General features: G+C 43.0%; 22 protein-coding genes. All 22 read left to right on the top strand.

Going from position 1 to position 22992, the window contains the following annotated elements:
* Window positions 1-28: 28 nt before the first annotated feature.
* The 22 genes from uppS (at window position 29) to C8D73_RS00875 (ending at window position 22990) form a co-directional block, all read left to right on the top strand.
* Entirely contained in the window at window positions 29-811 is a 783-nt protein-coding gene (gene uppS / locus C8D73_RS00980) for an undecaprenyl pyrophosphate synthase (protein ID WP_049896941.1), read from the top strand.
* A 20-nt stretch (window positions 812-831) separates the two neighbouring features.
* Window positions 832-1686, top strand: a complete 855-nt coding sequence (locus tag C8D73_RS00975; protein WP_021718386.1) for a phosphatidate cytidylyltransferase — start codon at window positions 832-834, stop codon at window positions 1684-1686.
* 23 nt (window positions 1687-1709) lie between these two features.
* Entirely contained in the window at window positions 1710-2861 is a 1152-nt protein-coding gene (locus C8D73_RS00970; RefSeq protein WP_113077030.1) for a 1-deoxy-D-xylulose-5-phosphate reductoisomerase, read from the top strand.
* Between the two features lie 19 nt (window positions 2862-2880).
* Complete coding sequence (rseP, locus tag C8D73_RS00965; RefSeq protein ID WP_113077029.1) at window positions 2881-3897, top strand: RIP metalloprotease RseP; 1017 nt, start codon at window positions 2881-2883, stop codon at window positions 3895-3897.
* A gap of 17 nt (window positions 3898-3914) precedes the next feature.
* Window positions 3915-4985: a flavodoxin-dependent (E)-4-hydroxy-3-methylbut-2-enyl-diphosphate synthase gene (gene ispG / locus C8D73_RS00960; RefSeq protein WP_113077028.1), complete on the top strand. Its 1071-nt coding sequence runs from the start codon at window positions 3915-3917 to the stop codon at window positions 4983-4985.
* The gene (locus tag C8D73_RS00955; RefSeq protein WP_113077027.1) at window positions 4985-6706 is read left to right on the top strand and encodes a proline--tRNA ligase; all 1722 of its coding nucleotides are present in this window, start codon (window positions 4985-4987) and stop codon (window positions 6704-6706) included. Before ispG ends, C8D73_RS00955 begins: the two co-directional genes overlap by 1 nt.
* Window positions 6707-6738: 32 nt before the next feature.
* Window positions 6739-7431: an MgtC/SapB family protein gene (locus C8D73_RS00950; RefSeq protein WP_021718391.1), complete on the top strand. Its 693-nt coding sequence runs from the start codon at window positions 6739-6741 to the stop codon at window positions 7429-7431.
* A gap of 21 nt (window positions 7432-7452) precedes the next feature.
* Window positions 7453-11109: a PolC-type DNA polymerase III gene (locus tag C8D73_RS00945; RefSeq protein WP_113077026.1), complete on the top strand. Its 3657-nt coding sequence runs from the start codon at window positions 7453-7455 to the stop codon at window positions 11107-11109.
* Window positions 11110-11127: 18 nt separating this feature from the next.
* Complete coding sequence (gene bcp, locus C8D73_RS00940; protein WP_021718393.1) at window positions 11128-11586, top strand: thioredoxin-dependent thiol peroxidase; 459 nt, start codon at window positions 11128-11130, stop codon at window positions 11584-11586.
* 63 nt (window positions 11587-11649) lie between these two features.
* Window positions 11650-12393: a peroxide stress protein YaaA gene (gene yaaA, locus C8D73_RS00935; protein ID WP_113077025.1), complete on the top strand. Its 744-nt coding sequence runs from the start codon at window positions 11650-11652 to the stop codon at window positions 12391-12393.
* 192 nt (window positions 12394-12585) lie between these two features.
* Window positions 12586-13062, top strand: coding sequence for a ribosome maturation factor RimP (locus tag C8D73_RS00930; RefSeq protein ID WP_021718395.1), 477 nt, complete (start codon window positions 12586-12588; stop codon window positions 13060-13062).
* A 30-nt stretch (window positions 13063-13092) separates the two neighbouring features.
* Window positions 13093-14184, top strand: coding sequence for a transcription termination factor NusA (gene nusA, locus C8D73_RS00925; protein WP_021718396.1), 1092 nt, complete (start codon window positions 13093-13095; stop codon window positions 14182-14184).
* Window positions 14165-14443, top strand: a complete 279-nt coding sequence (gene rnpM / locus C8D73_RS00920; RefSeq protein WP_021718397.1) for an RNase P modulator RnpM — start codon at window positions 14165-14167, stop codon at window positions 14441-14443. The genes nusA and rnpM overlap by 20 nt, the downstream gene beginning before the upstream one ends.
* A complete protein-coding gene (locus C8D73_RS00915; protein WP_021718398.1) occupies window positions 14433-14732 on the top strand; it encodes a L7Ae/L30e/S12e/Gadd45 family ribosomal protein in 300 nt (99 codons plus the stop codon). Before rnpM ends, C8D73_RS00915 begins: the two co-directional genes overlap by 11 nt.
* A 25-nt stretch (window positions 14733-14757) precedes the next feature.
* Window positions 14758-17475, top strand: coding sequence for a translation initiation factor IF-2 (infB, locus tag C8D73_RS11390; protein ID WP_113077024.1), 2718 nt, complete (start codon window positions 14758-14760; stop codon window positions 17473-17475).
* A gap of 7 nt (window positions 17476-17482) precedes the next feature.
* Window positions 17483-17845, top strand: coding sequence for a 30S ribosome-binding factor RbfA (gene rbfA / locus C8D73_RS00905; RefSeq protein WP_021718400.1), 363 nt, complete (start codon window positions 17483-17485; stop codon window positions 17843-17845).
* Window positions 17838-18791, top strand: a complete 954-nt coding sequence (locus C8D73_RS00900) for a DHH family phosphoesterase (protein ID WP_113077023.1) — start codon at window positions 17838-17840, stop codon at window positions 18789-18791. Before rbfA ends, C8D73_RS00900 begins: the two co-directional genes overlap by 8 nt.
* Window positions 18788-19672: a tRNA pseudouridine(55) synthase TruB gene (gene truB, locus C8D73_RS00895; protein WP_046430007.1), complete on the top strand. Its 885-nt coding sequence runs from the start codon at window positions 18788-18790 to the stop codon at window positions 19670-19672. Before C8D73_RS00900 ends, truB begins: the two co-directional genes overlap by 4 nt.
* Window positions 19673-19684: 12 nt before the next feature.
* On the top strand, window positions 19685-20620 hold the full coding sequence (locus tag C8D73_RS00890; protein ID WP_113077022.1) for a bifunctional riboflavin kinase/FAD synthetase: 936 nt from the start codon (window positions 19685-19687) through the stop codon (window positions 20618-20620).
* Between the two features lie 115 nt (window positions 20621-20735).
* Window positions 20736-21002, top strand: a complete 267-nt coding sequence (gene rpsO / locus C8D73_RS00885) for a 30S ribosomal protein S15 (protein ID WP_021718404.1) — start codon at window positions 20736-20738, stop codon at window positions 21000-21002.
* Between the two features lie 169 nt (window positions 21003-21171).
* Window positions 21172-22227 (top strand): iron-containing alcohol dehydrogenase family protein, encoded by a 1056-nt coding sequence (locus C8D73_RS00880; RefSeq protein WP_113077021.1) that lies wholly within the window; start codon window positions 21172-21174, stop codon window positions 22225-22227.
* Window position 22228: 1 nt separating this feature from the next.
* Entirely contained in the window at window positions 22229-22990 is a 762-nt protein-coding gene (locus C8D73_RS00875; protein WP_113077020.1) for a YdcF family protein, read from the top strand.
* Window positions 22991-22992 lie beyond the last annotated feature (2 nt).

Here is a 22992-nt window from a genome sequence, read left to right as displayed (position 1 = left end):
TTTATTCCAGGGAAGGGTTGGTGTGCTTGTGTTTAACAGCTTGTTCAAAATCAAGAAGAATACAAACCCCGACGTAAATATCGATATCGATGGTATTAATTTGGCTAATGTGCCGCAGCATATAGCAATTATTATGGACGGTAATGGCCGTTGGGCTAAAGCGCAGGGAAAAGTGCGAACATTTGGGCATCAGGCCGGAGCTGAAACTTTAAAAACTATTGTTAAAATTGCTGATAAAATTGGTGTTAAAGTTATCAGCGCGTATGCTTTTTCAACAGAAAATTGGAAACGGCCTGTTACTGAGGTCAGTTTTATTATGGAGCTTTTAAGCCGTTATCTGACCAGTGAGATTGAAGAATTTAATCGAAATAATGTTCAGGTTCGTTTTATGGGCTCACGTGAAGGTTTGCCGGAAGTTGTAAAACAGAAAATGGACCACGCTGTGGAAGCAACTAAAAACAATACCGGTATTATTTTAAACTTGGCAATAAACTACGGTGGGCAGGCCGAAATTTTACAGGCAATACAGCGTATTGCGGCAGATACCGAAAAAGGCTTGCTGAAAGTAGAAGATATACAGGCAGAAACTTTTGAAAATTATCTTTATACGGCTGGCTTGCCTGCGCCTGATCTTTTGATCAGACCAGGAGGAGATAATCGTATCAGTAATTTTATGCTGTGGCAAATCGCATATGCGGAAATTTGGACTACAGATGCATATTGGCCTGCTTTTACCCCTGAAATGTTCTTGCAGGCAATCAAAGAATATCAGGGACGCGAACGGCGCTTTGGCGGGTTAGTGACAAAATAAATTAAGCAGGTGTAAAAGATATGTTGACTCGTATTTTGACAGGTTTGGTAGGCGTTCCGATAGTAGTATGGCTGCTTCATAGCGGCGGTATGCTTTTTAATGCTGCAATATTTGTACTGGCAGCTATCGGCTGGCTGGAATTTTATAATATGGCCAAAAATAAAGGCTATAATGTTTTTTATTTTTCGTCCGGTATTATGACCTTGGTGCTGGTAGGAAGTTTGATGTATTTGGATGATTCTATTTATACATTATATTCACTGCCGCTTTTTCTGGTCGTAACTATTATTGCTATTTTACTGGAAGGCCTGCATAAGCACTGTAAAGGTCATTTGGTTGAGAATGTTGGTTTGTCGGTTATGGCGGTTTTATATATCGGCATTCTGTTTTTTCACTTTGGTCTTTTAAGGCAGTTACCATTTGAACCGGTGGTTATTGGTTCATTTGTTTTAGAAGGCGGCGAATGTTTTTTCTGGCTGATTATGCTTGGAACATGGGCCAGTGATACTTTTGCTTATTTTGTCGGTTGTGCGATCGGTAAACGCAAGTTGTGTCCAAATGTCAGTCCTAATAAATCTGTAGAAGGAGCTGCAGCCGGATTTATCGGCTGTCTGGCTGTAATGGTTTATTTGGGAGTAAAGGTGTTAGATATGGAGATAGTACAGGCAGCTGCATTAGGTTTATGCGTAGCTGTTTTTGCGCCGCTGGGAGATTTGGTAGAGTCGATTTTGAAACGTTCCTTTGGCGTTAAAGACTCTGGTAAGATTTTTCCAGGCCATGGTGGAGTTTTAGATCGTTGTGACAGCTTGTTGTTTGCCATACCGCTTGGCTATTATGTTTTAGTGTTTTCGGTTTTGTTGACTAAAACACACTGATTATATTATTCGGAGGCTTCAAAATGAAAAATGTTTCCGTGCTTGGCAGTACCGGGTCCATTGGTAAACAGACATTAGAGGTTGCTGCAGCTAATCCTGATAAGATAAAAATCAGAGCGTTGGCGGCACATACAAGTGACGTTTTATTGGAAGAACAGATTAATATTTTTCAGCCTGATATTGCGGCGCTTTCTGATGAGGCCGCTGCAGAGCGGTTGAAAAAACGTTATACCGGCAAGACGAAAATCCTTGCAGGAGAAGAGGGTATTTTGGAAGTGGCTACGTTCAGCGAAGTTGACACAGTTTTAGCTTCAATGGTCGGTTATGCCGGTCTGAGACCTACTCTGGCTGCGATTGAGCATGGTAAAGACATCGCTTTGGCTAATAAAGAAACGCTGGTTGCTGCAGGAAGTATTGTTATGAGTGCGGTAGCAGAGCACAATGTTACTTTATTGCCGGTCGACAGTGAACACAGTGCCATTTTTCAAGCTTTGGCAGGTGGCAAACATCAGGAAGTTAAGCGGTTGCTGATAACTGCTTCTGGCGGTCCTTTTCGTGGTAAAAGTAAAGCTGAGCTTGAAAATGTGACTTTAGAACAGTGTTTGAAGCATCCAAATTGGAGTATGGGCAGAAAAATAACTGTTGATTCTTCTACTTTGGCTAATAAAGGGTTGGAAGTTATTGAGGCGCATTGGCTTTTTGACATGCCTTATGAAAAAATCGATGTAGTTGTACATCCGCAGAGCGTAATTCATTCTTTGGTTGAATATCAGGATGGTTCTGTTTTGGCTCAGTTGGGACTGCCCGATATGCGTTTGCCGATACAGTACGCTTTTTCATATCCAGAGCGATTTGATAATGCTTTCGGACAGCTGGATTTAGTAAAAGCAGGTCAATTGACGTTTGAAGCTCCTGATTTGGAAGCATTTCCGGCACTGAAACTTGCTGTCGAATGTGGTAAAGCAGGAGGTACCTTACCTTGTGCATTTAATGCGGCTAATGAAGAATCTGTTTACGCATTTTTGGACAATAAGATTAAATACCTTAATATTCCGATGACTATAGAAAAGATTATTGTCAGACATCAGAATATATTGCAGCCTGTTATTGAGGATATAGAGCAGACAGATGCTGAAACTCGCAGGCTGACCAGAGAAATTTTAAAAAACTTGTAATGAGAGGGGGAACTCGGACATGACAACTATTTTAGCGGCTATTTTTGTTTTTGGTGTTTTGATCACCGTACATGAATTCGGCCACTTTATTACGGCAAAAATGACAGGCATGCGCGTGGACGAGTTTGCCATTGGTTTCGGACCCAACATTTTTCAGAAAAAAGTTGGTGAGACCCTATATAGCTTAAGAATTATTCCTTTAGGCGGGTATAATAAAATAGCCGGTATGGATCCGGAAGAGCCTGACAGCGATGATTCTTTTAAGTCAAAATCTATTCCTGCCAGAATGTTGGTTATTTTAGCAGGTTCGTTAATGAACTTTCTGCTGCCGATAATTTTGTTTTTCAGTATTTTTATGATCAATGGTATTCAAAAGCCAGTCGATCAGCCTATTTTGGGCACGATTATGGAAGAAAAGGCGGCCGCGCAGGCAGGCTTGCAGGTAGGCGATCGTATCCTTGCCATTAATGGTGAAAAGATTGCCACATGGAATGATTTGGTAGTTACCTTGCAGAAGTATCCTGATAAGGAGATTACTGTTACGGCAGAGCATCAGGGCGCAGTAAAAAATTATCAAATGACGCCAGCCTATGATGCGCAGTACGGCAGGCCCTTGATAGGTATTTCTCCTACATATGAACAATATCAGCCAGGCGTTGTTGAAGCGGCTACCATGGGCGCTGGCTATACTAAGTATATTATATTTGCGATGATTGACGGTCTGCAGAAAATAATTACCGGGGCGGCGCCGGCAGATGTTTCAGGTCCTATCGGCGTAGCTAAAATGGCAGGGGAGATGGCAAATCAGGGCATGCTTCCGCTACTGAACTTTATTGCTTTTCTCAGTATTAATTTAGGCGTTATCAATTTATTGCCATTGCCGGCTTTGGATGGCGGGCATTTTGTTCTGTTAGTTTTGGAAGCAGTACGTGGCAAGCCTTTAGGAGCGCGTGCGACCAATGCTATTCAAATGGTTGGCGTAGCGATCATTCTAAGTATTACTGTTTTGGCGGTGTTTAACGACATCAGCCGATAAAATAAAGAGGTGTCTTTATGAAGCGCAGAATAACCAGACAATTACAGTTGGGATCTGTATTTATTGGCGGTGATGCTCCTGTTTCAGTACAGTCGATGACTAATACGAGGACCGACGATGCTGCAGCGACTTTGAAACAAATTAAGGAACTGGCGGCAGTTGGCTGCGATGTCATTCGTTGTGCTGTACCTGATATGCCTGCAGCGCAGGCCTTACGGGAAATAGTTGCGCAGAGCCCGATTCCTGTAATAGCTGATATTCATTTTGATTACAAGCTTGCTTTGGCGGCTATAGATGCCGGTGTCAACGGACTTCGGTTAAATCCTGGTAATATTGGCGGACGTGAAAAGGTAGAAGCGGTAGTTGCAGCGGCCAGAATAAAAAATATACCTATTCGTATCGGTGTTAATGCCGGTTCACTGCCGAAGGATTTATTGGAAAAATATGGGCATCCGACAGCAGAAGCATTAGTAGAAGCTGCTTGGCGTCATATTCATATTTTAGAAGAACTTGATTATCGCAATATCAAAATTTCTTTGAAAGCACATGACGTACCATTAACGATTGCGGCTTACAGGCTTTTAGCTGCTCAATGTGATTATCCGCTGCATGTGGGGATTACTGAAGCTGGTACCGTTAATTCCGGGATTATAAAATCGGCAGTTGGTATAGGTACGTTATTGGCGGAAGGTATTGGCGATACGATTCGTGTTTCGCTTACCGGGGATCCGGTTAATGAAGTAAAGGTTGCTTATAATATTTTGAAAGCTTTGGGGCTTAGAGAATATGGGCCGACTTTGATTTCCTGTCCAACCTGCGGCAGGACCAGAATCAATCTGGAAAAGCTTGCTTTAGAGGTCGAACGCCGTTTAGACGAAATAGCAGAACCAATTACGGTTGCAGTTATGGGCTGCGTAGTTAATGGACCTGGTGAAGCCAGGGAGGCCGATATAGGCATTGCCGGCGGTATTGGCGAGGGCCTGCTGTTCCGCAAAGGCGAGATCATAAAAAAAGTCAGCGAAGATAAAATAGTTGACGAGCTGTTTGATGAAATTAAGAAAATTTTGGTTGAGAGGAAGATGAAATAATGCGAGTTTCCAAACTGTATGCTCCTACTTTGCGTGAGGTACCTGCAGAGGCGGAGGTTGTTAGTCACCAATTAATGCTGCGTGCCGGATTTATGCGTAAAGCTGCCGGTGGTATTTATACTTATCTGCCGCTTGCCTGGCGTGTATTGAAAAAAATAGAAAGAATAGTACGTGAGGAAATGGATGCCAAAGGTTCACAGGAGCTTTTGATGCCTATTGTACAGCCGGCTGAGATTTGGCAGGAAAGCGGACGTTGGGATGTATATGGTGCGGAAATGTTCAGGTTGCAGGATCGTCATAATCGCTGTTTCTGCCTTGGGCCTACACATGAAGAAATGGTAACGACTTTGATCCGCGGTGATGTTCGTTCTTATCGCCAGCTGCCGCTTAGTGTTTACCAAATCCAAAATAAATATCGTGATGAACGTCGCCCGCGTTTCGGTTTGATGCGCGGCCGTGAATTCATTATGAAAGATGCGTATTCCTTTGATCGTGACGAAGCTGGTCTTGATAAATCTTATCAGGATATGTACGATGCTTACACCAATATCTTTACGCGCTGCGGCCTGAACTTCCGCCCTGTTGAAGCTGATTCCGGGGCTATCGGCGGCAGTGGTTCCCATGAATTTATGGTAATTGCCGACAGTGGTGAAGCAGAGATTGTTTTCTGCACCAGCTGCGATTATGCGGCCAATGTTGAAAAAGCAGAGCTATTTCCTTTGGAAGCTCAAGAAGAAGCAATGCTGACTAAAGAAGAGGTAGTAACACCAGACTGTAAAACTATTGCTGATGTGTGCGCTTATTTAAAACTTCCTGTTGACCATTCTGTTAAAGCTGTTGCTTATAACAGTGAAAAAGGTTTGATTCTTTGTTTTGTACGTGGCGATCACGAAGTCAATGAAATCAAAGTTATCAATACCTGCGGCGTTATTGACCTGGAAATGGCGACAGAGGAACAATTAGCTGCTGCTGGTACTGTCGGCGGTTATATGGGCCCTGTTGGCATCGATAATAAAAAAGTCATAGTAGTTGTTGACGCTACTGTTATGAAAATGCATAATGTTTGCTGCGGCGCTAATAAAGAAGGGTACCATTTCATCAATGTTAACCCGGGCCGTGATTTTACACCAACATATGTAGCAGATATCCGTCTTATTCAGGAAGGGGATCCGTGCCCGCATTGCGGCGGCGAAGTGAGCAAAGCCCGCGGCATCGAGGTAGGGCAGGTCTTTAAGCTGTTTACTAAATACAGCTCTGCTTTAAAAGCTACCTATCTTGATGAAAACGGTAAAGAGCAGCCTATGGTAATGGGGTGCTATGGTGTCGGTGTCAGCAGAACGATGGCGGCTGCTATTGAGCAGAATTATGATGACAATGGTATCATCTGGCCAATCGAAATAGCACCCTATCATGTGCTGGTTGTGCCTGTTAATACAAAAGATGAAGCATCTGCAGCGAAAGCTGAAGAAATTTATATGCAGTTGAAAAAAGTAGGTCTGGAAACAGTTATCGATGATCGCAAAGAACGCCCCGGTGTTAAATTTAAAGATGCTGATCTGATCGGCTATCCGCTGCGCGTTGTAGTTGGGCCGAAAACATTGACTGAAGGTAAGCTGGAAGTTAAAATTCGTAAAACAGGCGAGATCAGATATTTGCCTTTAGATGGCGATTACGTACAAGATATCAAAAATATTATCGCAGAACTTGCTTTTTCAAAATAAAAGATTAAACTGACAGTAAGGAGGTGCCGATAATGAGTTCTCATGATTGGGAGATGCTTATTCGTCTATTATTGGCCGCTTTTTTAGGCGGAATAGTCGGCATCGAACGCGGCAGCGGCGATAGACCGGCTGGCTTTAGAACACATATTTTAGTTTGTGCCGGTGCGGCGTTATTTATGCTGGTTTCTATGTACGGTTATGATGATTACCCTATGCATGGGGAAGAATTCCCGCGCAATCGTGATTCTTCCCGTATTGCTGCACAGGTAGTTAGCGGTATTGGTTTTCTTGGTGCCGGTACGATAATGCATGAGGGAGTTACCGTACGTGGTTTAACAACAGCTGCCAGCTTGTGGATGATTTCGGCCATTGGGTTGGCTGCCGGTGCTGGGATGTATGTTTTAAGTATTGGTTCTACGGCGGTAATGATGGTTACTTTGGTAACTTTTCACAGCTGGGAAAAACGTTTTGCCGGCAGCAGTAGAAATGCCCGCCGCTTTATTCGGATTGTTGCCGAAAATGAACCCGGTATTATAACGAATATTACTGCGTATTTGACTGAAAATGGCGTGAAGGTACGCACTTTAAACGTAAAAAACAACTCCAGAAAAAATGAGGTAGTTTTAGAGCTGTATCTCAAAATAAGTAAAGATAGAGATGATATTGATATTATTCGCGGTTTACAAAGTATTGAAGGCATCATTACTTTAGAGAACGTTGGTTGATTGGTAAGAAAGGACGCAAGCATGAAGGCGAAATATTGTATTGTTCCTGATAAAAATAAATTTTTTGCTTTTTTAGCCGAGCAGTCCTTAACGGAAGCAGAATTATTGCGTGCTCGTTTAATCCAGCCGGAGAAAATCTTTATGGATATCGAGGCTGCCGTGTGGCAGATAGAGTATAAAGCAGTTGCTCCCGTGACAGAAACTTTACTTGCAGCGGTGGCAAATAAGCTTACCGCTGCTTTTAATTTAAAAAAAGTGGAGCTGCAGCAGACAAATCTGCTGGAAACTTCCGTTGTGGCTGAATCGGTTAAAACAGAAAATAAGCTTGAAACAGAAAATAAGTCTGTGCAGGTAGAGCCGGAGCGTGAAGAAATTCCTTTGCCGCCGGAAGAACCTGAAGCAGTTGAAATAGGAGAAGCTGCCGCATTTGAAGCAGTACCTTCGTGTGAGGCAGAGCGTAAAGACGATGCTTATGAAAAGGCTTATAACCTTCTCTATGGAGGGAATAAAAAAGCAGACGGCCTTATTTTTGGTAAAGCATTTAAAGGTAAGCCCAGGCCGATGATCGACGTTATCGAAGAAGAAAATCGAGTCGTAGTAGAAGGTGCTTTTGTAAAAAGCATTGATAAGGACGGTAAGCTGACTGCTTTTATTGAGCGAGTCCTGCGTACCGGCAATGTGATGCTCACTTTTAATTTGAGTGATGAAACTAGTGGACTTTATGTTAGAATGCGTTTTGAAAATCTGGAAGAATGTCTGCAGTTTAAAAAGAAGATCAAACCGGGGATGCAGCTGCGTATTATGGGTAATGTTGCTCCTGACAGATTTTTGTTTGATGAAATGGTCATCAGTCCTCAGGGTATTATAGCTGTTCCTAAAAAAGAACGTATGGATAACGCTGAAGTTAAACGTGTCGAGCTGCATTGTCATACAAAAATGAGTAAGATGGATGGCGTAACACCAATGGAAGATTTGGTGGAGACAGCGATAAAATGGGGGCATAAAGCTCTTGCCATCACAGATCATGGCGTTGTACAGGCTTTTCCGTTCTGCTTTGATGTAGCTGAAAAAGCGGATATCAAGCTGATTTTCGGTATGGAAGGTTATTTGATGAACGACGACGGCCATGATATCGATCTGGAGCCGACGGATACGATCAAGAAAAGCCGTATCAAGAAGGTCAAAAATAACCACATTATCATTTTAGCAAAGAACGAAACAGGTCTGCGTAATCTGTATAAACTTGTAACAATCAGTCATTTGCGTTATCTGCATAAACGGCCGATGCTGCCGCGTGAGGTTATCGAAGAATATCGCGAGGGTTTGATCCTGGGTTCTGCCTGTGAAGCTGGTGAACTGTACAGGGCTATTTTGGCAGGTCGTCCCGATGAAGAATTAGAGAAAATAGCTTCTTTTTATGATTATCTGGAAATTCAGCCAACCGGAAATAATATGTTTTTAGTCAGACAGGAGCGCTGCACAGTCAAACAGCTGCAAGAGCATAATAGGAAAATTTATGAACTTGGTAAAAAGCTGGGTAAGTTGACTGTCGCTACCTGTGACGTGCATTTTTTGCATCCGGAGGACGCGCAGCTGCGGGCTATCCTGCAGGCTGGGCAAAATTATTCTGATGCTGATCAGCAAGCACCTCTTTATTTCAGGACAACAGAAGAAATGCTCAAGGAATTTGAGTATTTTGGTAAAGAAATTGCTTATGAGTTGTGTGTAACCAATCCGAATAAGATTGCGGAGATGGTAGAAAAAATCAAACCTGTTCCTGATCGTGATCAGCTGTATTCACCATTTATACCTGGGGCAGAAAAAGCTATCAAGGAAATGTCTTATCAGCGTGCGCACGAATGGTATGGTGAAAATCTGCCTCAGGTAGTCAGCGACAGACTGAAAATGGAGCTCGATTCCATTATCAATCATGGGTTCTCAGTTCTGTATTATATTGCACATAAGCTCGTAAGAAAATCTTTGGACGATGGTTATCTGGTTGGGTCCCGTGGTTCTGTCGGTTCTTCTTTTGTAGCGACTATGATCGATATTACAGAGGTCAATCCGCTGAAACCGCATTACCGCTGTCCACAATGTAAACACAGCGAGTTCTTCATGAAAGAAGAAGTTGCGTCAGGTTTTGACTTGCCTGCTAAAGCATGTCCTGAGTGCGGTACAGAGATGATCCGTGATGGGCACGATATTCCGTTTGCAGTGTTTATGGGTTTCCATGGTGATAAAGTACCTGATATTGATTTGAACTTTTCCGGAGATTATCAGCCGACAGCACATAAATATACAGAAGAACTTTTCGGACGCGATAATGTTTGTCGCGCCGGTACGATTTCAACGATTGCTATCAAAACGGCTTTTGGTTATGTCAAAAAATATTATGAGGCAAAAAATCTGCATGTGCATTCGGCACATGTTGCAGGTCTTGTAGAAGGCTTTGCCGGTATTAAACGAACTACTGGCCAGCATCCAGGCGGTATCATGGTTGTACCGCGCAATATGGATATTCATTATATTTCGCCGATGAACAGACCGGCCGATGAAAAAGATTCGGAAACAGTAACTACTCACTTTGATTATCACTCGATCAACGACCGTCTGGTTAAGCTTGATATACTTGGTCACGACGATCCGACGGTTATCAAAATGCTGGAGGAATTGACAAATATTCCACCGCAGCAGATACCCGTCGGCGATGAAAAAACTATGTCTATCTTCCGTTCGACTGAGGCTTTCGGCGTAACACCTGAGCAGATCGGCAGTGCCGTTGGCACTTATGGTATTCCTGAATGTGGTACACAGTTTGTACGGCAGATGATTCAGGATGTTCAGCCTAAAAATTTCAGTCAGGTTGTAAGGGTATCAGGCTATTCGCATGGTACTGATGTATGGCTGAACAATGCGCAGGATCTGATTCGCGAGGGTAAACCCAGTGAGGAAACGATTTCGACGCGTGATGATATTATGACTAATCTGATCGCGAAAGGCGTAGATCCCAGTATGTCCTTTAAAATTATGGAATATGTTCGTAAAGGCAAGGCAGCTAAAGGCGGTCTGGAAGCACCCATGCTTGAAGCGATGCGTGCCGCAAAGGTGCCGGAATGGTATATTGAATCCTGTAATAAGGTCCAGTATCTTTTTCCGAAGGCGCATGCAGTGGCATATGTTATGATGGCTTATCGTATAGCATACTGTAAAGTGCATTATCCACGTGAATTCTATGCGGCATACTTTACTGTGCGTGCACCGGACTTTGATATGGATCATGTTGTCAAAGGCGTTGATTATATGAAACGTTATATTAAAGATGTTTATGCACAGGGCTATAAAGCAAGTAACAGAGATAAAGATACGGTGACGTATCTGGAGTTGGTGATTGAAATGCTGGCTCGTGGTTTTGAAATGGAACGTATCGATTTGTATAAATCCCATCCGACGCGTTTTACCGTCACTGAAAAGGGATTGAGGCCGCCGCTTGCTGCTTTGGGAGGAATTGGTGTTACTGCCGCTCAAAGTATCAGCGAAGCCAGAGAAATCGGTCATCCTTTTATTTCCCAGGAAGATCTGCGGGTAAGAGCCAAGGTTGGTAAAGCTGTAGTTGAAAAATTGGCAGAACACGGAGCCTTAGGGGATTTGCCTGAAACAGATCAGATAGATTTATTCTGACATTAGGAGGCGATTAGTATGTTAGAAGCAGGAGTAAAAGCACCGGAATTTTCGTTGCAGGACAAAGATGGTAATATTGTGAGCCTGAAGGATTTTTTAGGGAAAAAAGTAGTTGTCTATTTTTATCCTAAGGATTCTACACCGGGGTGTACACGTCAGGCCTGTTCTTTTCGCAATAATTACGGTGAGTATAAAAAAATGGGCATTGAGGTTATCGGCATCAGTAAAGACAGCGTAAAATCTCATGCTAATTTTGCCGCGAAACAGGAGCTGCCTTTTATTCTTTTAGCTGATCCTGAACGTCAGGCCATCGAAGCTTATGATGTATGGCAGGAAAAGAAATTGTATGGCAAGGTATCAATGGGAGTAGTGAGAACGACTTATATCGTTGATGAAAAAGGTATGATCGAAAAAGCATATCCCAATGCTAATCCTGATACTAATGCTGAAGAAATTTTAGCCTATTTGAAAGGTTAAGAATCAAAAGCGCGTTCTTGTATAAGGAACGCGCTTTTTGATAAATACTTGCAGGAGGATACGATGCAGATAATTATTTCCCCAGCAAAAAAAATGCGTATTGATAATGATGACCTTGTTTCTGCGGCAGAACCGCGCTTTTTAAAAGATACAGAAATTTTACTGGCAGAGCTGAGAAAGATGCAGTATGATGATCTAAAAAAGTTGTGGCAATGTAACGATGAGATTGCGGCATTAAACTATAAACGTTTACAGACTATGCGTCTGCGTGCTAATCTTACCCCGGCAGTATTGGCTTATGACGGTATCCAGTATCAATATATGGCACCGCGTGTTTTTGAAAATGCACAGCTTGATTATGTGGCAGAACATTTAAATATTTTATCAGGGTTTTATGGTATTTTAAAAGCAATGGACGGTGTTGTTCCTTATCGTTTGGAGATGCAGGCAAAGTTGCCGGCTGCCGGGTGTAAAAATCTGTATGACTTTTGGGGAAGCAGGCTTTATTTTGAGCTGACGCAAAACGATAAAAGCATTCTTAACCTGGCATCAAAAGAATACAGTAAAGTTATAGAAAAATATTTGACGCCGGAAGTGGAATATGTCAGCTGTATTTTTGGCATTTGGCAGGACGGTAAAGTAAAGGTTAAAGCTACTGAAGCGAAGATGGCCCGTGGTGAAATGGTGCGCTGGTGTGCCGAGCATAATATTTTACACATTGAAGACACAAAAAAATTTGACCGGTTAGGATATAAATATCAGAAGGAGCAGTCCACCGCAAAGGAATTTGTTTTTCTGAAAAACTGAAATTTGTGACTGGGCTTGATAAAAGTTTGAATTTTGCCATATATATTGTAGGGAAGTTAACAAAAAACTTGTAATTAATCTTACAGGGTGGTATAATATAAGCAGAAAATTTATGACTTCTTTTGAGAGAGTGGGTGCTATGCCCGCTCTTTCCGCTTATTTAAGATAAATTACAGACCGGAGGTGAGTATTGTGCAGAAGGAAGCTCTGGAAGCTTTGATTGCTGATTTGGTAACGCCGCTCTTAGATGGTACCGATCTGACTTTGGTAGATGTAGAATATGTGCGTGAAAAAGATTGGTATCTGCGTATCTACATTGATAAACCGGGTGGAGTTGAAATCGACGATTGCCAATTAGTAAGTGAAAAACTGACTACAGTTTTAGATGAAAAAGACCCGATTAAAGAGAAATATTACCTGGAAGTTTCATCACCCGGCATTGACCGCCCGTTGAAAAAAGATAAAGATTTTACAGCAGCTTATGGAAGTAAAGTTGATATTTCCTTTTTTGCTCCGTGGGAAGGCTTAAAAGACCTGGTTGGAATTTTAATAAGTCACAGCGATGAGACAATAGAAATAAAAACGATTATCAAGGGAAAAGAAGCCAAAAATCCGGTCAGCATTGACCGAAAACTTATCGCAATGATCAGACCGCATATTGATTTTTAAAGATTATAAAGTATAGGAGGATTAAGAAACGTGAACGCAGATTTTATTCTGGCAATAGGGGAATTGGGAAAAGAGAAGGGGATTGATCCGGAACTCCTGTTCCAGGCGGTCGAAGAAGCTCTTGTAACAGCTTATAAAAAGAATTTTGGTTCTAACCAGAATGTCCGTGTTGATATGAACAAAGTAACAGGTGAACTTCACATATATGCACAGCGTCATATTGTGGCAGAGGTAGGCGACGATCCTAATGAGATTTCTCTGGAGGAAGCCCGTAAAATAGATCCTCGCTATGAAGTCGATGATATTGTAGAAACTGAGGTGACTCCACGTAACTTTGGTCGTATTGCAGCACAAAATGCCAAACAGGTTGTTGTACAGCGTATCCGTGAAGCAGAACGCGGCATGGTTTTCGAGAAATTTTCCAGCAGAGAGAATGATATCGTAACCGGTATCATTCAACGTATGGAAAATAAAAATGTTTATATTGATTTAGGTAAGGCCGAGGCTATTTTGACTCCTAACGAGCAGATCCCCGGAGAAATTTATCAATATCATGATAGGATGAAAACCTATATCGTGGAAGTAAAAAAGACCAGCAAAGGCCCACAGATCATGGTTTCCCGAACACATCCGGGATTGCTGAAAAGACTGTTCGAGCTGGAAGTTCCTGAAATTCACGACGGATTGGTCGAGATCAAGTCAGTAGCTCGTGAACCTGGTATGCGTTCTAAGATATCCGTTTATACTAAGGATGAGAATATTGATCCGGTCGGCGCCTGTGTTGGACATAAAGGTATGCGTGTTCAGACTATTGTTAATGAGCTGCGCGGTGAAAAAATCGATATCGTCAAATACAGTTCCGAGCCTGACCAATATGTGGCTAATGCCTTATCGCCAGCTAAGGTTGTCAGTACTGAAGTTCTGGAAGAAGAAAAAATCTGCCGCGTTATAGTGCCTGACTATCAGTTGTCTCTGGCAATTGGTAAGGAAGGACAAAACGCACGTCTGGCAGCGAAGCTGACAGGCTGGAAGATAGATATCAAAAGTGAATCTCAGGCTGCCGAAGAAGCAGAACAGGGAGCACAAGAAGTTGGTGTAGCCTATGAAGCAGACGAAGATTAAAAAGATCCCTCAACGTAAATGTGTGGGCTGTAATGAAATGAAAGAGAAAAAAGCTCTGCTGAGAATAGTACGTTCTCCGGAAGGTGAGATAAGCCTTGATTTGACTGGGAAAAAGGCAGGTCGTGGAGCTTATGTTTGCCAATCTAAAGAATGTATCACCAAAGCAGTGAAGGAAAAACGTTTGGAACGGGCCTTGGAAAAGCCGGTCAGCGAAGAAGTTTATGCCAAATTGCTGGAGGATTTGCCTGATGGCGAATAATGGTGTGACTTTTGCCTTAGGATTGGCACAGAAAGCAGGTAAACTGGCATCAGGCGACTATGCTGTAAGATCTGCTCTGAAAAACGGTAAAGCTAAGCTATTGCTTGTGGCCGCAGATGCTGCTGAAAATTCTAAAAAAGATATGTATTTTATGGCAGAGATGTCTGATACACCCGTGGTTGAATGCCTGACCAGAGATGAACTGGGCTGGGCGATTGGCAAGGCTAAAAGAACCGCAGTAGTTGTTTTGGATAACAGCTTTGCGAATATGATAAATAAAAATATATGACATAAATACGCTTGGAGGTGGATGAATGGGTAAGCATAGAGTATATGAGATAGCAAAAGAACTTGGTAAAACAAACCAGGAAGTAATCGATATTTTAGCTAAAAATAACATTCAGGTAAAAAGTACGTTAAGCACTGTAGACGATACGGTTAGAGATTTGGTAGTGAAAAACTCGGCCAGGAAGCCTGTACAGGAGAAGAAGGCTGCTCCTGCACCGCAACATATAGTGAAAAAAGAGCCGGTTAAGCAGGCTGAAGCTGCTCCGAAGCAGGTGCAAACTCAACCGAATTCCGCTGCGAATACACAGCGTCCGCAGCAACAACAGGGTCAGCGTCCCAACAATCAGGGGCAACGTCCTATTAATCAGGGTCCGCGTCCTGCTGCCGTTAATCATCAGCAGGGGCAGAACGCAGGTCAAAACCGTCCTAATCAGGGCATCAGCCAGCAGAATCGTCCTAACAACCAACAAGGTCAGCGCCCACAGCAACAGCAGGGGCAACGTCCTAATACCCAAAATCAAGGTCAGAGGTTTAATCAAAACCGTCCTAACCAGGGCGTTAATACGCAAAATCGTCCCAATAATCAACAGGGACAACGCCCGCAGCAGGGAAACAGACCGCAGCAGCGTCCTCAGGGGGGCATTTATATAGGCCCGCGTGGGCAGCAGCCTGGTCAGCATAATGCTAACGCAGCGCGCCCGCAGCAGCAGGGTAATGCGCGCCCGCAACAGGGAAATATGAATAACAATAATAATGCACGTCCGCAGCAAGGCGGTACCGGTGCACAGCGTCCGCAGGCCAATACTGCTCGTCCTGCTGGTGCCAATAATAAACCTTTTAATAAAAATGCCCGTAAAGATAAACCGCAGATCAAAGGTTCTTATGCAACTAAAGACAGCCGTCCTAACCGCAGTAATAATCATATGGGACGCAGTAATAAACGCCAGGGCGGCAATAATAATGTTCCGCGCGTGCAGCAGCCTGTAGTAGAGGTTCAGAAACCTACTTATGTAGAGATCGGCGAAACTATCAATGTCAAAGATTTTGCCAACCTGCTGAAACGTGAAGTCAGCGAAGTTATCAAATCTTTGTTCATGTTGGGCGTGATTGTTACTATCAATCAGGATATCGACTTTGATACGGCATTGTTGGTCGGCAGTGAATTTGATGTCGAAGTTGCCGCGTTACCGCCTGAAGAGGATCCGACTGAAATTCCGGAAGTGGAAGATGATCCGGCTAAACGTTTGCCGAGACCGCCGGTAATAACTGTTATGGGTCACGTTGACCATGGTAAAACTTCTCTGCTTGACGCTATTCGCAAGGCTAATGTTACAGCAAGAGAAGCTGGCGGTATTACGCAGCATATCGGTGCTTATCAGGTTAATTATCAGGGCAAAAAGATTGTTTTCCTTGATACTCCCGGTCACGAAGCTTTTACAGCTATGCGTGCGCGTGGAGCACAGGTAACAGATGTTGCTATTTTGGTAGTTGCTGCAGATGACGGTGTTATGCCGCAGACGCTCGAAGCTATTAACCATGCAAAAGCAGCAAAGGTACCTATTATCGTTGCCATTAATAAAATGGATCGTCCCGGAGCTAATCCGGATCATGTAAAACAGCAGCTTGCTGAGCATGAGCTGATCCCGGAAGACTGGGGCGGCGATACTATCATGGTTCCGGTTTCCGCACATCAGAAAACAGGTATTTCCGAACTGTTGGAAATGATTCTGCTGGTTGCAGAAATGCAGGATCTGAAAGCTAATCCAAGTCTGCCTGCTCATGGTACGATTATTGAAGCGCAGCTTGATAAAGGCCGCGGTCCTGTCGCTACTGTTTTAGTTCAGCGCGGCACTTTGCAGATCGGTGATACTATTATTGCCGGTACTGCTTATGGCAAGGTGCGTGCAATGGTCAATGACCGTGGTGAAAAAGTCAAAAAAGCACTGCCTTCTACGCCTGTAGAGGTTTTAGGCTTGAACGATGTGCCGCTGGCCGGTGATATTCTTGATTCTACTGATGAAAAGATTGCCCGCAGTGTTGCTGAAAAGCGTGTTGCGAAAAAACGTATTGAAGAAATTCAGCAGAATTCCAAAGTTTCGCTGGATGATTTGTTCCAACGTATTCAAGAGGGCGAGATTAAAGACCTGAATATCGTCGTTAAAGCCGACGTTCAAGGTACTATCGAAGCTTTGCGTTCTTCTTTGCAGAATATAAAAAATGACGAAGTTAAAGTCGTTGTTGTACATGCTGGTGTAGGTGCTATTACCGAGTCCGATGTTATGCTGGCCTCGGCCGCCAATGCCCTCATTATCGGCTTTAATGTTCGTCCTGATGCTAACGCCCGTAAAGCAGCGGAAGCAGAGAAGGTAGATGTTCGTACTTACCGCGTTATTTATGACGCTTTGAATGACGTTGAAGCTGCTATTAAAGGTATGCTGGCACCGAAATTCCAGGAGACTATCCAGGGCCGTGTAGAGGTTCGTCAGATGATCACTATTTCGAAAATGCTGATTGCTGGCTGCTATGTGCTGGAAGGTAAGATCACCAATACTTCTAAAGTGCGCGTAGTTAGAGACGGTATCGTCATCAACGAAGACGAAATCGACACTTTACGACGTTTCAAAGACGATGTGAAGGAAGTCGCTGCAGGCTATGAATGCGGTGTTACTTTGGAAAAATTCCGCGATTTGAAAGAAGGCGACGTGTTCGAAGTCTTCACTATGGAAGAAGTCGCCGTCGAATAGGTGAACTATGGCTAGATTAAGAGTAGAAAAAGTACAGGAAGCAATCAAACAGGAGCTTAGTAAAATGCTGCTGATGGATATCAAAGATCCACGGATCCAGTTTGTTACCATTACCGGTGTTGAGCTTACTGACGATATGAGCATTGCTAAAGTATATGTCAGCCTTTATGGTCCGGAAAAGGATCATGAAGCCGCCTGGCAGGGATTGAATAAAGCACTTGGCTTTATGCGTACGGAAATAGCAAAGCGGATTCGCCTCCGCTTTGCTCCTAATTTGATTTTAGTAAAAGATACTTCGATGGAGTATAGTGCACATATCGAGGGATTGCTGAAGAAAATCAAAGAAGAGGAAGGTCCCTCGCATGAGTAAGCATTGTTCCCTGCAGGAAACAGCCGCTTTACTGCAGGCTGCCAATAAAATAGTATTATGTTCTCATGTGAGCCCAGACGGTGATACGCTGGGCTCTGCTTTGAGTTTGATGAAAGCTTTGCAGAAGCTTGGGAAAGATGTCATTGTGACTGTTGATGATGAAATCTCAAAGGTCTATAAATTTTTACCCGGTATCGAAAGCTTTGTCCGTTTTCAAAATGATGAGCGGATAGCTGCGGATCTGTTAGTCGTGATCGACGCCAGTTCTTTAGATAGAGCCGGTAACGTGTCACAGTGTGTCAATGCTCCTAAAACACTCAATATCGACCATCATATTTCTAATACCGAATATGCCGATTATTTGTATCTTGATACAGCTGCGGCTGCTACTGGTGAAATTATGTATGAGTTGATTGATACATTAGGAGTTGAAGTGGATCTGGAGATGGCAACGTGTATCTATACGGCGCTGTATACGGACTGCGGTTCTTTCAAATATTCTAATACGATGCCGAAAACGATGCGGATAGCTGCAGCTTTATTGGAAATAGGGGTAAAACCCAATGAAATTTCTGACAGTATGGAGATTAAGCCGCGCTCTAATATCGAGATGCTGACAAAGGTTCTGGAAACATTGACATTTGATGCTGATGGTAAAATTGCATATATTTCTATTAATAACGAAATGTATGACAAAGATGTTGATACAGATACCTTCATTTCTTATCCAAGGTATATTGAAGGCGTCGAAGTTGCTATTATGTTTAAAGCTGTGGAAAAAGCTGTTACCCGTGTCAGTATGCGGTCTCGTAACCTTGATGTTTCTGAAATCGCTATTACCTTCGGCGGCGGCGGTCATCTGCGCGCGGCAGGCTGTACTATCGAAGCTGCTTTACCTGAAGCGCAGCAGCAGCTTTTGAAAGCCTTAAAGGAAAAATTAGTATGACATCAGGCATTTTGAATGTACTCAAGCCCTGTGGAATGACGTCTCACGATGTGGTCGGCTTTCTGCGCAGGACTTTGCAAACTAAGAAAATCGGACACGGCGGCACACTTGATCCTGATGCCGCGGGAGTACTGCCTGTTTTTATCGGTACGGCAACAAGGCTGTTGGAATATGCAGTCGAAGGCCGTAAAAATTACCGGGCTGAACTGAAATTCGGTATCAAGACAGACACAGGAGACGACAGTGGTACGATCATTGCCAGTTCAGAGGTTCGTGTTGTTACTGAAGCCGAAATTCAAGAAACTCTGCAAAAATTTATCGGTGAACAAAAACAGATTCCGCCCATGTACTCTGCTATAAAAAAAGATGGTCAGAAGCTTTATCAGCTGGCACGGCAGGGGATTGAAGTTGAACGGGAAGCACGGAGCATTACTATTGATGCTTTAGAGCTGCTTCATAAAACTGGTACTTCTTTAACACTTGATATTGTATGTTCAAAAGGAACTTATGTAAGGACTTTGCTGGAAGATATTGCGGCAGAACTTGGTATGTGCGGCACAATGAGCTTTTTATTACGCAAACAGGTAGGAGATTTTTACCTGTCAGAGGCCAAAACTCTGGAAGAAATTGCCGCTGCACCGTATGCTTATCTGCTTCCTGCCGAAGCAGCAGTGCAGGATTTACAGGAACTGGTTTTGACAGATAAGCAGGCGCTGCGGATTACTCAGGGGGTAAAGACCACTGTGCGAGGCATTTCAAACGGTACATACCGCTTGAAAACGATTACAGGTGATTTTCTTGGCATTGGCAGTGCAGAGTCCGAGCTCGTTAAAGCTGAAAAAATATTGAAACAATTTCAAGCAGATGCGGAAATGATTTAGATTGAGGCAGATATGGAAATCATTACTTCATTAGAAGCTGTGAAAACTGAATATAGTCCCAGTGTTATTGCTTTGGGAACTTTTGATGGGCTGCATTTAGGTCATCAGGATATTATAAAAACAGCACGTGATTATGCCCAAAAGCATGATTTGAAGCTGATTGTTTTTACATTCAGCAATCATCCCTTATCCTTGATCAAGCCTGATTTAGTGCCAGTGCGAATTATTACGCAGCAGCAAAAAATAAAATACCTGGAAAAATTAGGCGTTGATATTTTGGTGAACGTACCTTTTGATCATGATTTAGCTGGATTATCGCCGGATGAGTTTTTGAAAAAACTGGCTGTATTTAATTATCGATGCTTAGTAGTAGGTGAAAATTTCAGCTATGGTTTTTTAGGCAGCGGTAAAACAGATACTTTGCAGCGTACCGGATTGCACGATCACTTTACCGTGATTATCAGGCAACTGGTCAAATGCGGTAAAAACGTTATCAGCAGTACTGGCATCAGAAGTCTGATTCAGGCAGGGCATGTGGAGCATGCTAATCAGATGCTGGGGCGTGCTTATGCGCTCACCGGTATAGTTACGCATGGGGCGCAGCGCGGCAGGACAATTGGTTTTCCAACTGCGAATATCGAACTGCAGCGCAGTGAAACTGCTGTGCCGGCAACTGGTGGTTATGCGGTCAAGGTCAAGGTAGGCGATAAGCTGTATTTCGGTATGGCCAATATCGGCAATAACCCTACTTTTGGCGATGTGGAGCATGCACGTCTGGAGGTAAATCTGTTTGATTTTAAAGGCGATCTGTATGGCAGGGAGATCACTGTTTACTTTTATAAATATATACGTGGTGAAGAAAAGTTTGCCAGTATTGATGAGCTGAAAGCACGTATTACTGAAGACCGCGAAAATATTAAAAATTATTTCCAATGTTACAAAAAATAGTTGTCTTTAAAAGTCAAGTGTGGTATACTACATAAGTACTTTAACCAAGGCTTGGATGCTCGCTTCTCCAACGACCTCTATGCTTTGGGGATTATAAAAAAATGGAGGAATTACAATGTTAACAGCTGAAAGAAAACAACAACTCATTCTTGAAAATGCACGTCATGAAGGCGACACCGGATCTCCGGAAGTACAAATCGCTGTTTTGAGCGAACGCATCAAATATTTGACCGAGCATCTGAAAGAACACAAAAAAGATCATCATTCCCGTCGCGGCCTGCTGAAAATGGTTGGTCAACGTCGTGGTCTGCTGAACTATCTGATGGCTAAAGATATCGAACGTTATCGCGCTATCATTGCTAAACTTGGTATCCGTAAATAATTTTGAGTATCAGAGCCTGCCTTTTCGGCAGGCTTTTTTATTTTCCTGTTAAGGTGACAGAGTTTTGTAAAATATTGTTTTGTTTTAGTAATAATGCTGTTAGTAACAATGATTTTGCTATATAATAGGGAATAGATAATATGCTAATAAAACTACGCCGGGAGGTTAAATGATGAGTAATTATTCCTTGCCGTTGTTTATGCAGGTCAAAGAAAACGCAGTTCAGGACCTCAATAAAAATCTAAGTTTATATATGCCTAAACTTATTCATACCAAAACTTTGATTTTAACGACAGACGGACTTTTACAGACTTTAGAGAAAAAAGTCGTTGTTCTATTGAAACAGTTACTGGATTTTGAAATCATTACCGTTCAGGAGAGTTCCTTTGATTTTGCTGTTGATGTTGCTAAAAAGGTAGCAATGAACAATATCAGCCTGATCATTGGTTTGGGCGGTGGTACAGCACTGGATACGGCCAAGTATGCTGCTTTTGTTGCCAACGTAGCTTATATAGCGATACCGACTACACTTAGCAATGACGGCGTTGCTTCTCCTGTTTCCGTATTGTTTGCAGAAAACGGCCGCAAACATTCTTTTACTTCTAAAATTCCTGACGGATTATTGATCGATACTGATATTGTTTTTGACGCGCCGAGGCTTTTGATGAAAGCCGGTGTCGGTGATACGATCAGTAATTATACGGCACTGTATGATTGGAAGCTGGGTTGTGAAGAAAACAGCGATCGTCCTAACGATTTTGCCTATATGCTTTCTGAAACGGCGTTTACTTCGCTTTTATATTCTGAGGCTAAATCACTGACGACAGTTCCCGGGATTCAAATGCTGGCCCAGTCACTGGTCTTGAGCGGGCTGGCGATGCAGATAGCTGGTAATTCACGTCCTTGCAGCGGGTCGGAACATTTATTCTGTCACGCTATGGATGAGCTGTTTGAGCATAATATCCCACATGGTATTTTGGTAGCTCTTGGCAGTGTCGTAGCCTGCCGTCTTCAGGGACGTGACCATCATATTCTGCTGGATTTTCTGGAAGCTTACGATATTTCCGTTAGCCCAAAAACTTTGAATATTACTGAAGAAGAATTTATCAAAGCCTGGATGTTTGCCAAAGAAGTCCGTAAGCGTTATACGATTTTAAATAAGATCAATTTACAGCCGGAGATTTTCAGACAGATGTATGAGATGCTGGTGAAGGAATGTAAGTAATATGCTGTATGTACATAAGTTTATTTCGGGCTGGCTGCTGCCGCCCGGCGGTATTATTGTAATGCTGTTTTTACTGTGCGGTTATTGTTTTAAGAAACGCAGCAGACTTCGTTATCCTTTAACAGCAGTAACGGTCACTTTATATCTGTTTTCGATTCTTCCTGTTGCCGGAATGCTGATGCAGGGACTGGAAAAGCAGTATGTTCCTCCGGCGTTGGAAAAAATAATCGGTAAAACTGATGCTGTAGTTGTTCTTGGTGGCGGAGCGGTCAGGGATGTGCCTGATATCAGTGGTAGAGAGGCCTTGTCGGCGGTCTCTATGAATAGACTGATCACCGGGGTGCGTTTGCAGAAACGATTAGATATCCCGATCATTATCAGCGGTGGGCAGGTTTTTGCCGACAGTGGTACAGAAGCTACAGTGGCAGAAAAAGTGCTGCTAGAGCTGAGTGTACCGCCACAACAGATTTTTACTGATACCGAAGCAAGAAATACAACTGAAAATGCTGTTAATGTTGCTGCGTTGTGCCGTGAACAGCAGTGGCAGAAAATCGTATTGGTGACCTCTGCTTTTCATATGCCGCGCAGTGTACTGAATTTTGCGGATAAAGGTTTGGACATAGTGCCTTTTCCCTGTGATTATCAGCTGAGCGGAAAAATGCAGCTAAGTATTTTTCGCTTTATGCCGCAGGGGTTTGCGCTGGAGCTTTCTGCAATGGCGTTAAAGGAATATTTAGGGCTGCTGGCTTTAAAGATATTGTAAAA

Source organism: Phascolarctobacterium faecium DSM 14760, from assembly GCF_003269275.1.
In the GTDB taxonomy this organism is placed as follows: Bacteria; Bacillota; Negativicutes; order Acidaminococcales; family Acidaminococcaceae; genus Phascolarctobacterium; species Phascolarctobacterium faecium.
This window is presented reverse-complemented; position numbering and strand designations above follow the sequence as displayed.

Excerpts from the sequence above, each read along its gene's own strand:
- C8D73_RS00975 (WP_021718386.1), top strand. The coding sequence starts at position 832 with ATGTTGACTCGTATTTTGACAGGTTTGGTAGGCGTTCCGATAGTAGTA.
- C8D73_RS00970 (WP_113077030.1), top strand. The coding sequence starts at position 1,710 with ATGAAAAATGTTTCCGTGCTTGGCAGTACCGGGTCCATTGGTAAACAG.
- rseP (WP_113077029.1), top strand. The coding sequence starts at position 2,881 with ATGACAACTATTTTAGCGGCTATTTTTGTTTTTGGTGTTTTGATCACC.
- ispG (WP_113077028.1), top strand. The coding sequence starts at position 3,915 with ATGAAGCGCAGAATAACCAGACAATTACAGTTGGGATCTGTATTTATT.
- C8D73_RS00955 (WP_113077027.1), top strand. The coding sequence starts at position 4,985 with ATGCGAGTTTCCAAACTGTATGCTCCTACTTTGCGTGAGGTACCTGCA.
- C8D73_RS00950 (WP_021718391.1), top strand. The coding sequence starts at position 6,739 with ATGAGTTCTCATGATTGGGAGATGCTTATTCGTCTATTATTGGCCGCT.
- C8D73_RS00945 (WP_113077026.1), top strand. The coding sequence starts at position 7,453 with ATGAAGGCGAAATATTGTATTGTTCCTGATAAAAATAAATTTTTTGCT.
- bcp (WP_021718393.1), top strand. The coding sequence starts at position 11,128 with ATGTTAGAAGCAGGAGTAAAAGCACCGGAATTTTCGTTGCAGGACAAA.
- yaaA (WP_113077025.1), top strand. The coding sequence starts at position 11,650 with ATGCAGATAATTATTTCCCCAGCAAAAAAAATGCGTATTGATAATGAT.
- rnpM (WP_021718397.1), top strand. The coding sequence starts at position 14,165 with ATGAAGCAGACGAAGATTAAAAAGATCCCTCAACGTAAATGTGTGGGC.
- C8D73_RS00915 (WP_021718398.1), top strand. The coding sequence starts at position 14,433 with ATGGCGAATAATGGTGTGACTTTTGCCTTAGGATTGGCACAGAAAGCA.
- infB (WP_113077024.1), top strand. The coding sequence starts at position 14,758 with ATGGGTAAGCATAGAGTATATGAGATAGCAAAAGAACTTGGTAAAACA.
- rbfA (WP_021718400.1), top strand. The coding sequence starts at position 17,483 with ATGGCTAGATTAAGAGTAGAAAAAGTACAGGAAGCAATCAAACAGGAG.
- C8D73_RS00900 (WP_113077023.1), top strand. The coding sequence starts at position 17,838 with ATGAGTAAGCATTGTTCCCTGCAGGAAACAGCCGCTTTACTGCAGGCT.
- truB (WP_046430007.1), top strand. The coding sequence starts at position 18,788 with ATGACATCAGGCATTTTGAATGTACTCAAGCCCTGTGGAATGACGTCT.
- C8D73_RS00890 (WP_113077022.1), top strand. The coding sequence starts at position 19,685 with ATGGAAATCATTACTTCATTAGAAGCTGTGAAAACTGAATATAGTCCC.
- rpsO (WP_021718404.1), top strand. The coding sequence starts at position 20,736 with ATGTTAACAGCTGAAAGAAAACAACAACTCATTCTTGAAAATGCACGT.
- C8D73_RS00880 (WP_113077021.1), top strand. The coding sequence starts at position 21,172 with ATGATGAGTAATTATTCCTTGCCGTTGTTTATGCAGGTCAAAGAAAAC.
- C8D73_RS00875 (WP_113077020.1), top strand. The coding sequence starts at position 22,229 with ATGCTGTATGTACATAAGTTTATTTCGGGCTGGCTGCTGCCGCCCGGC.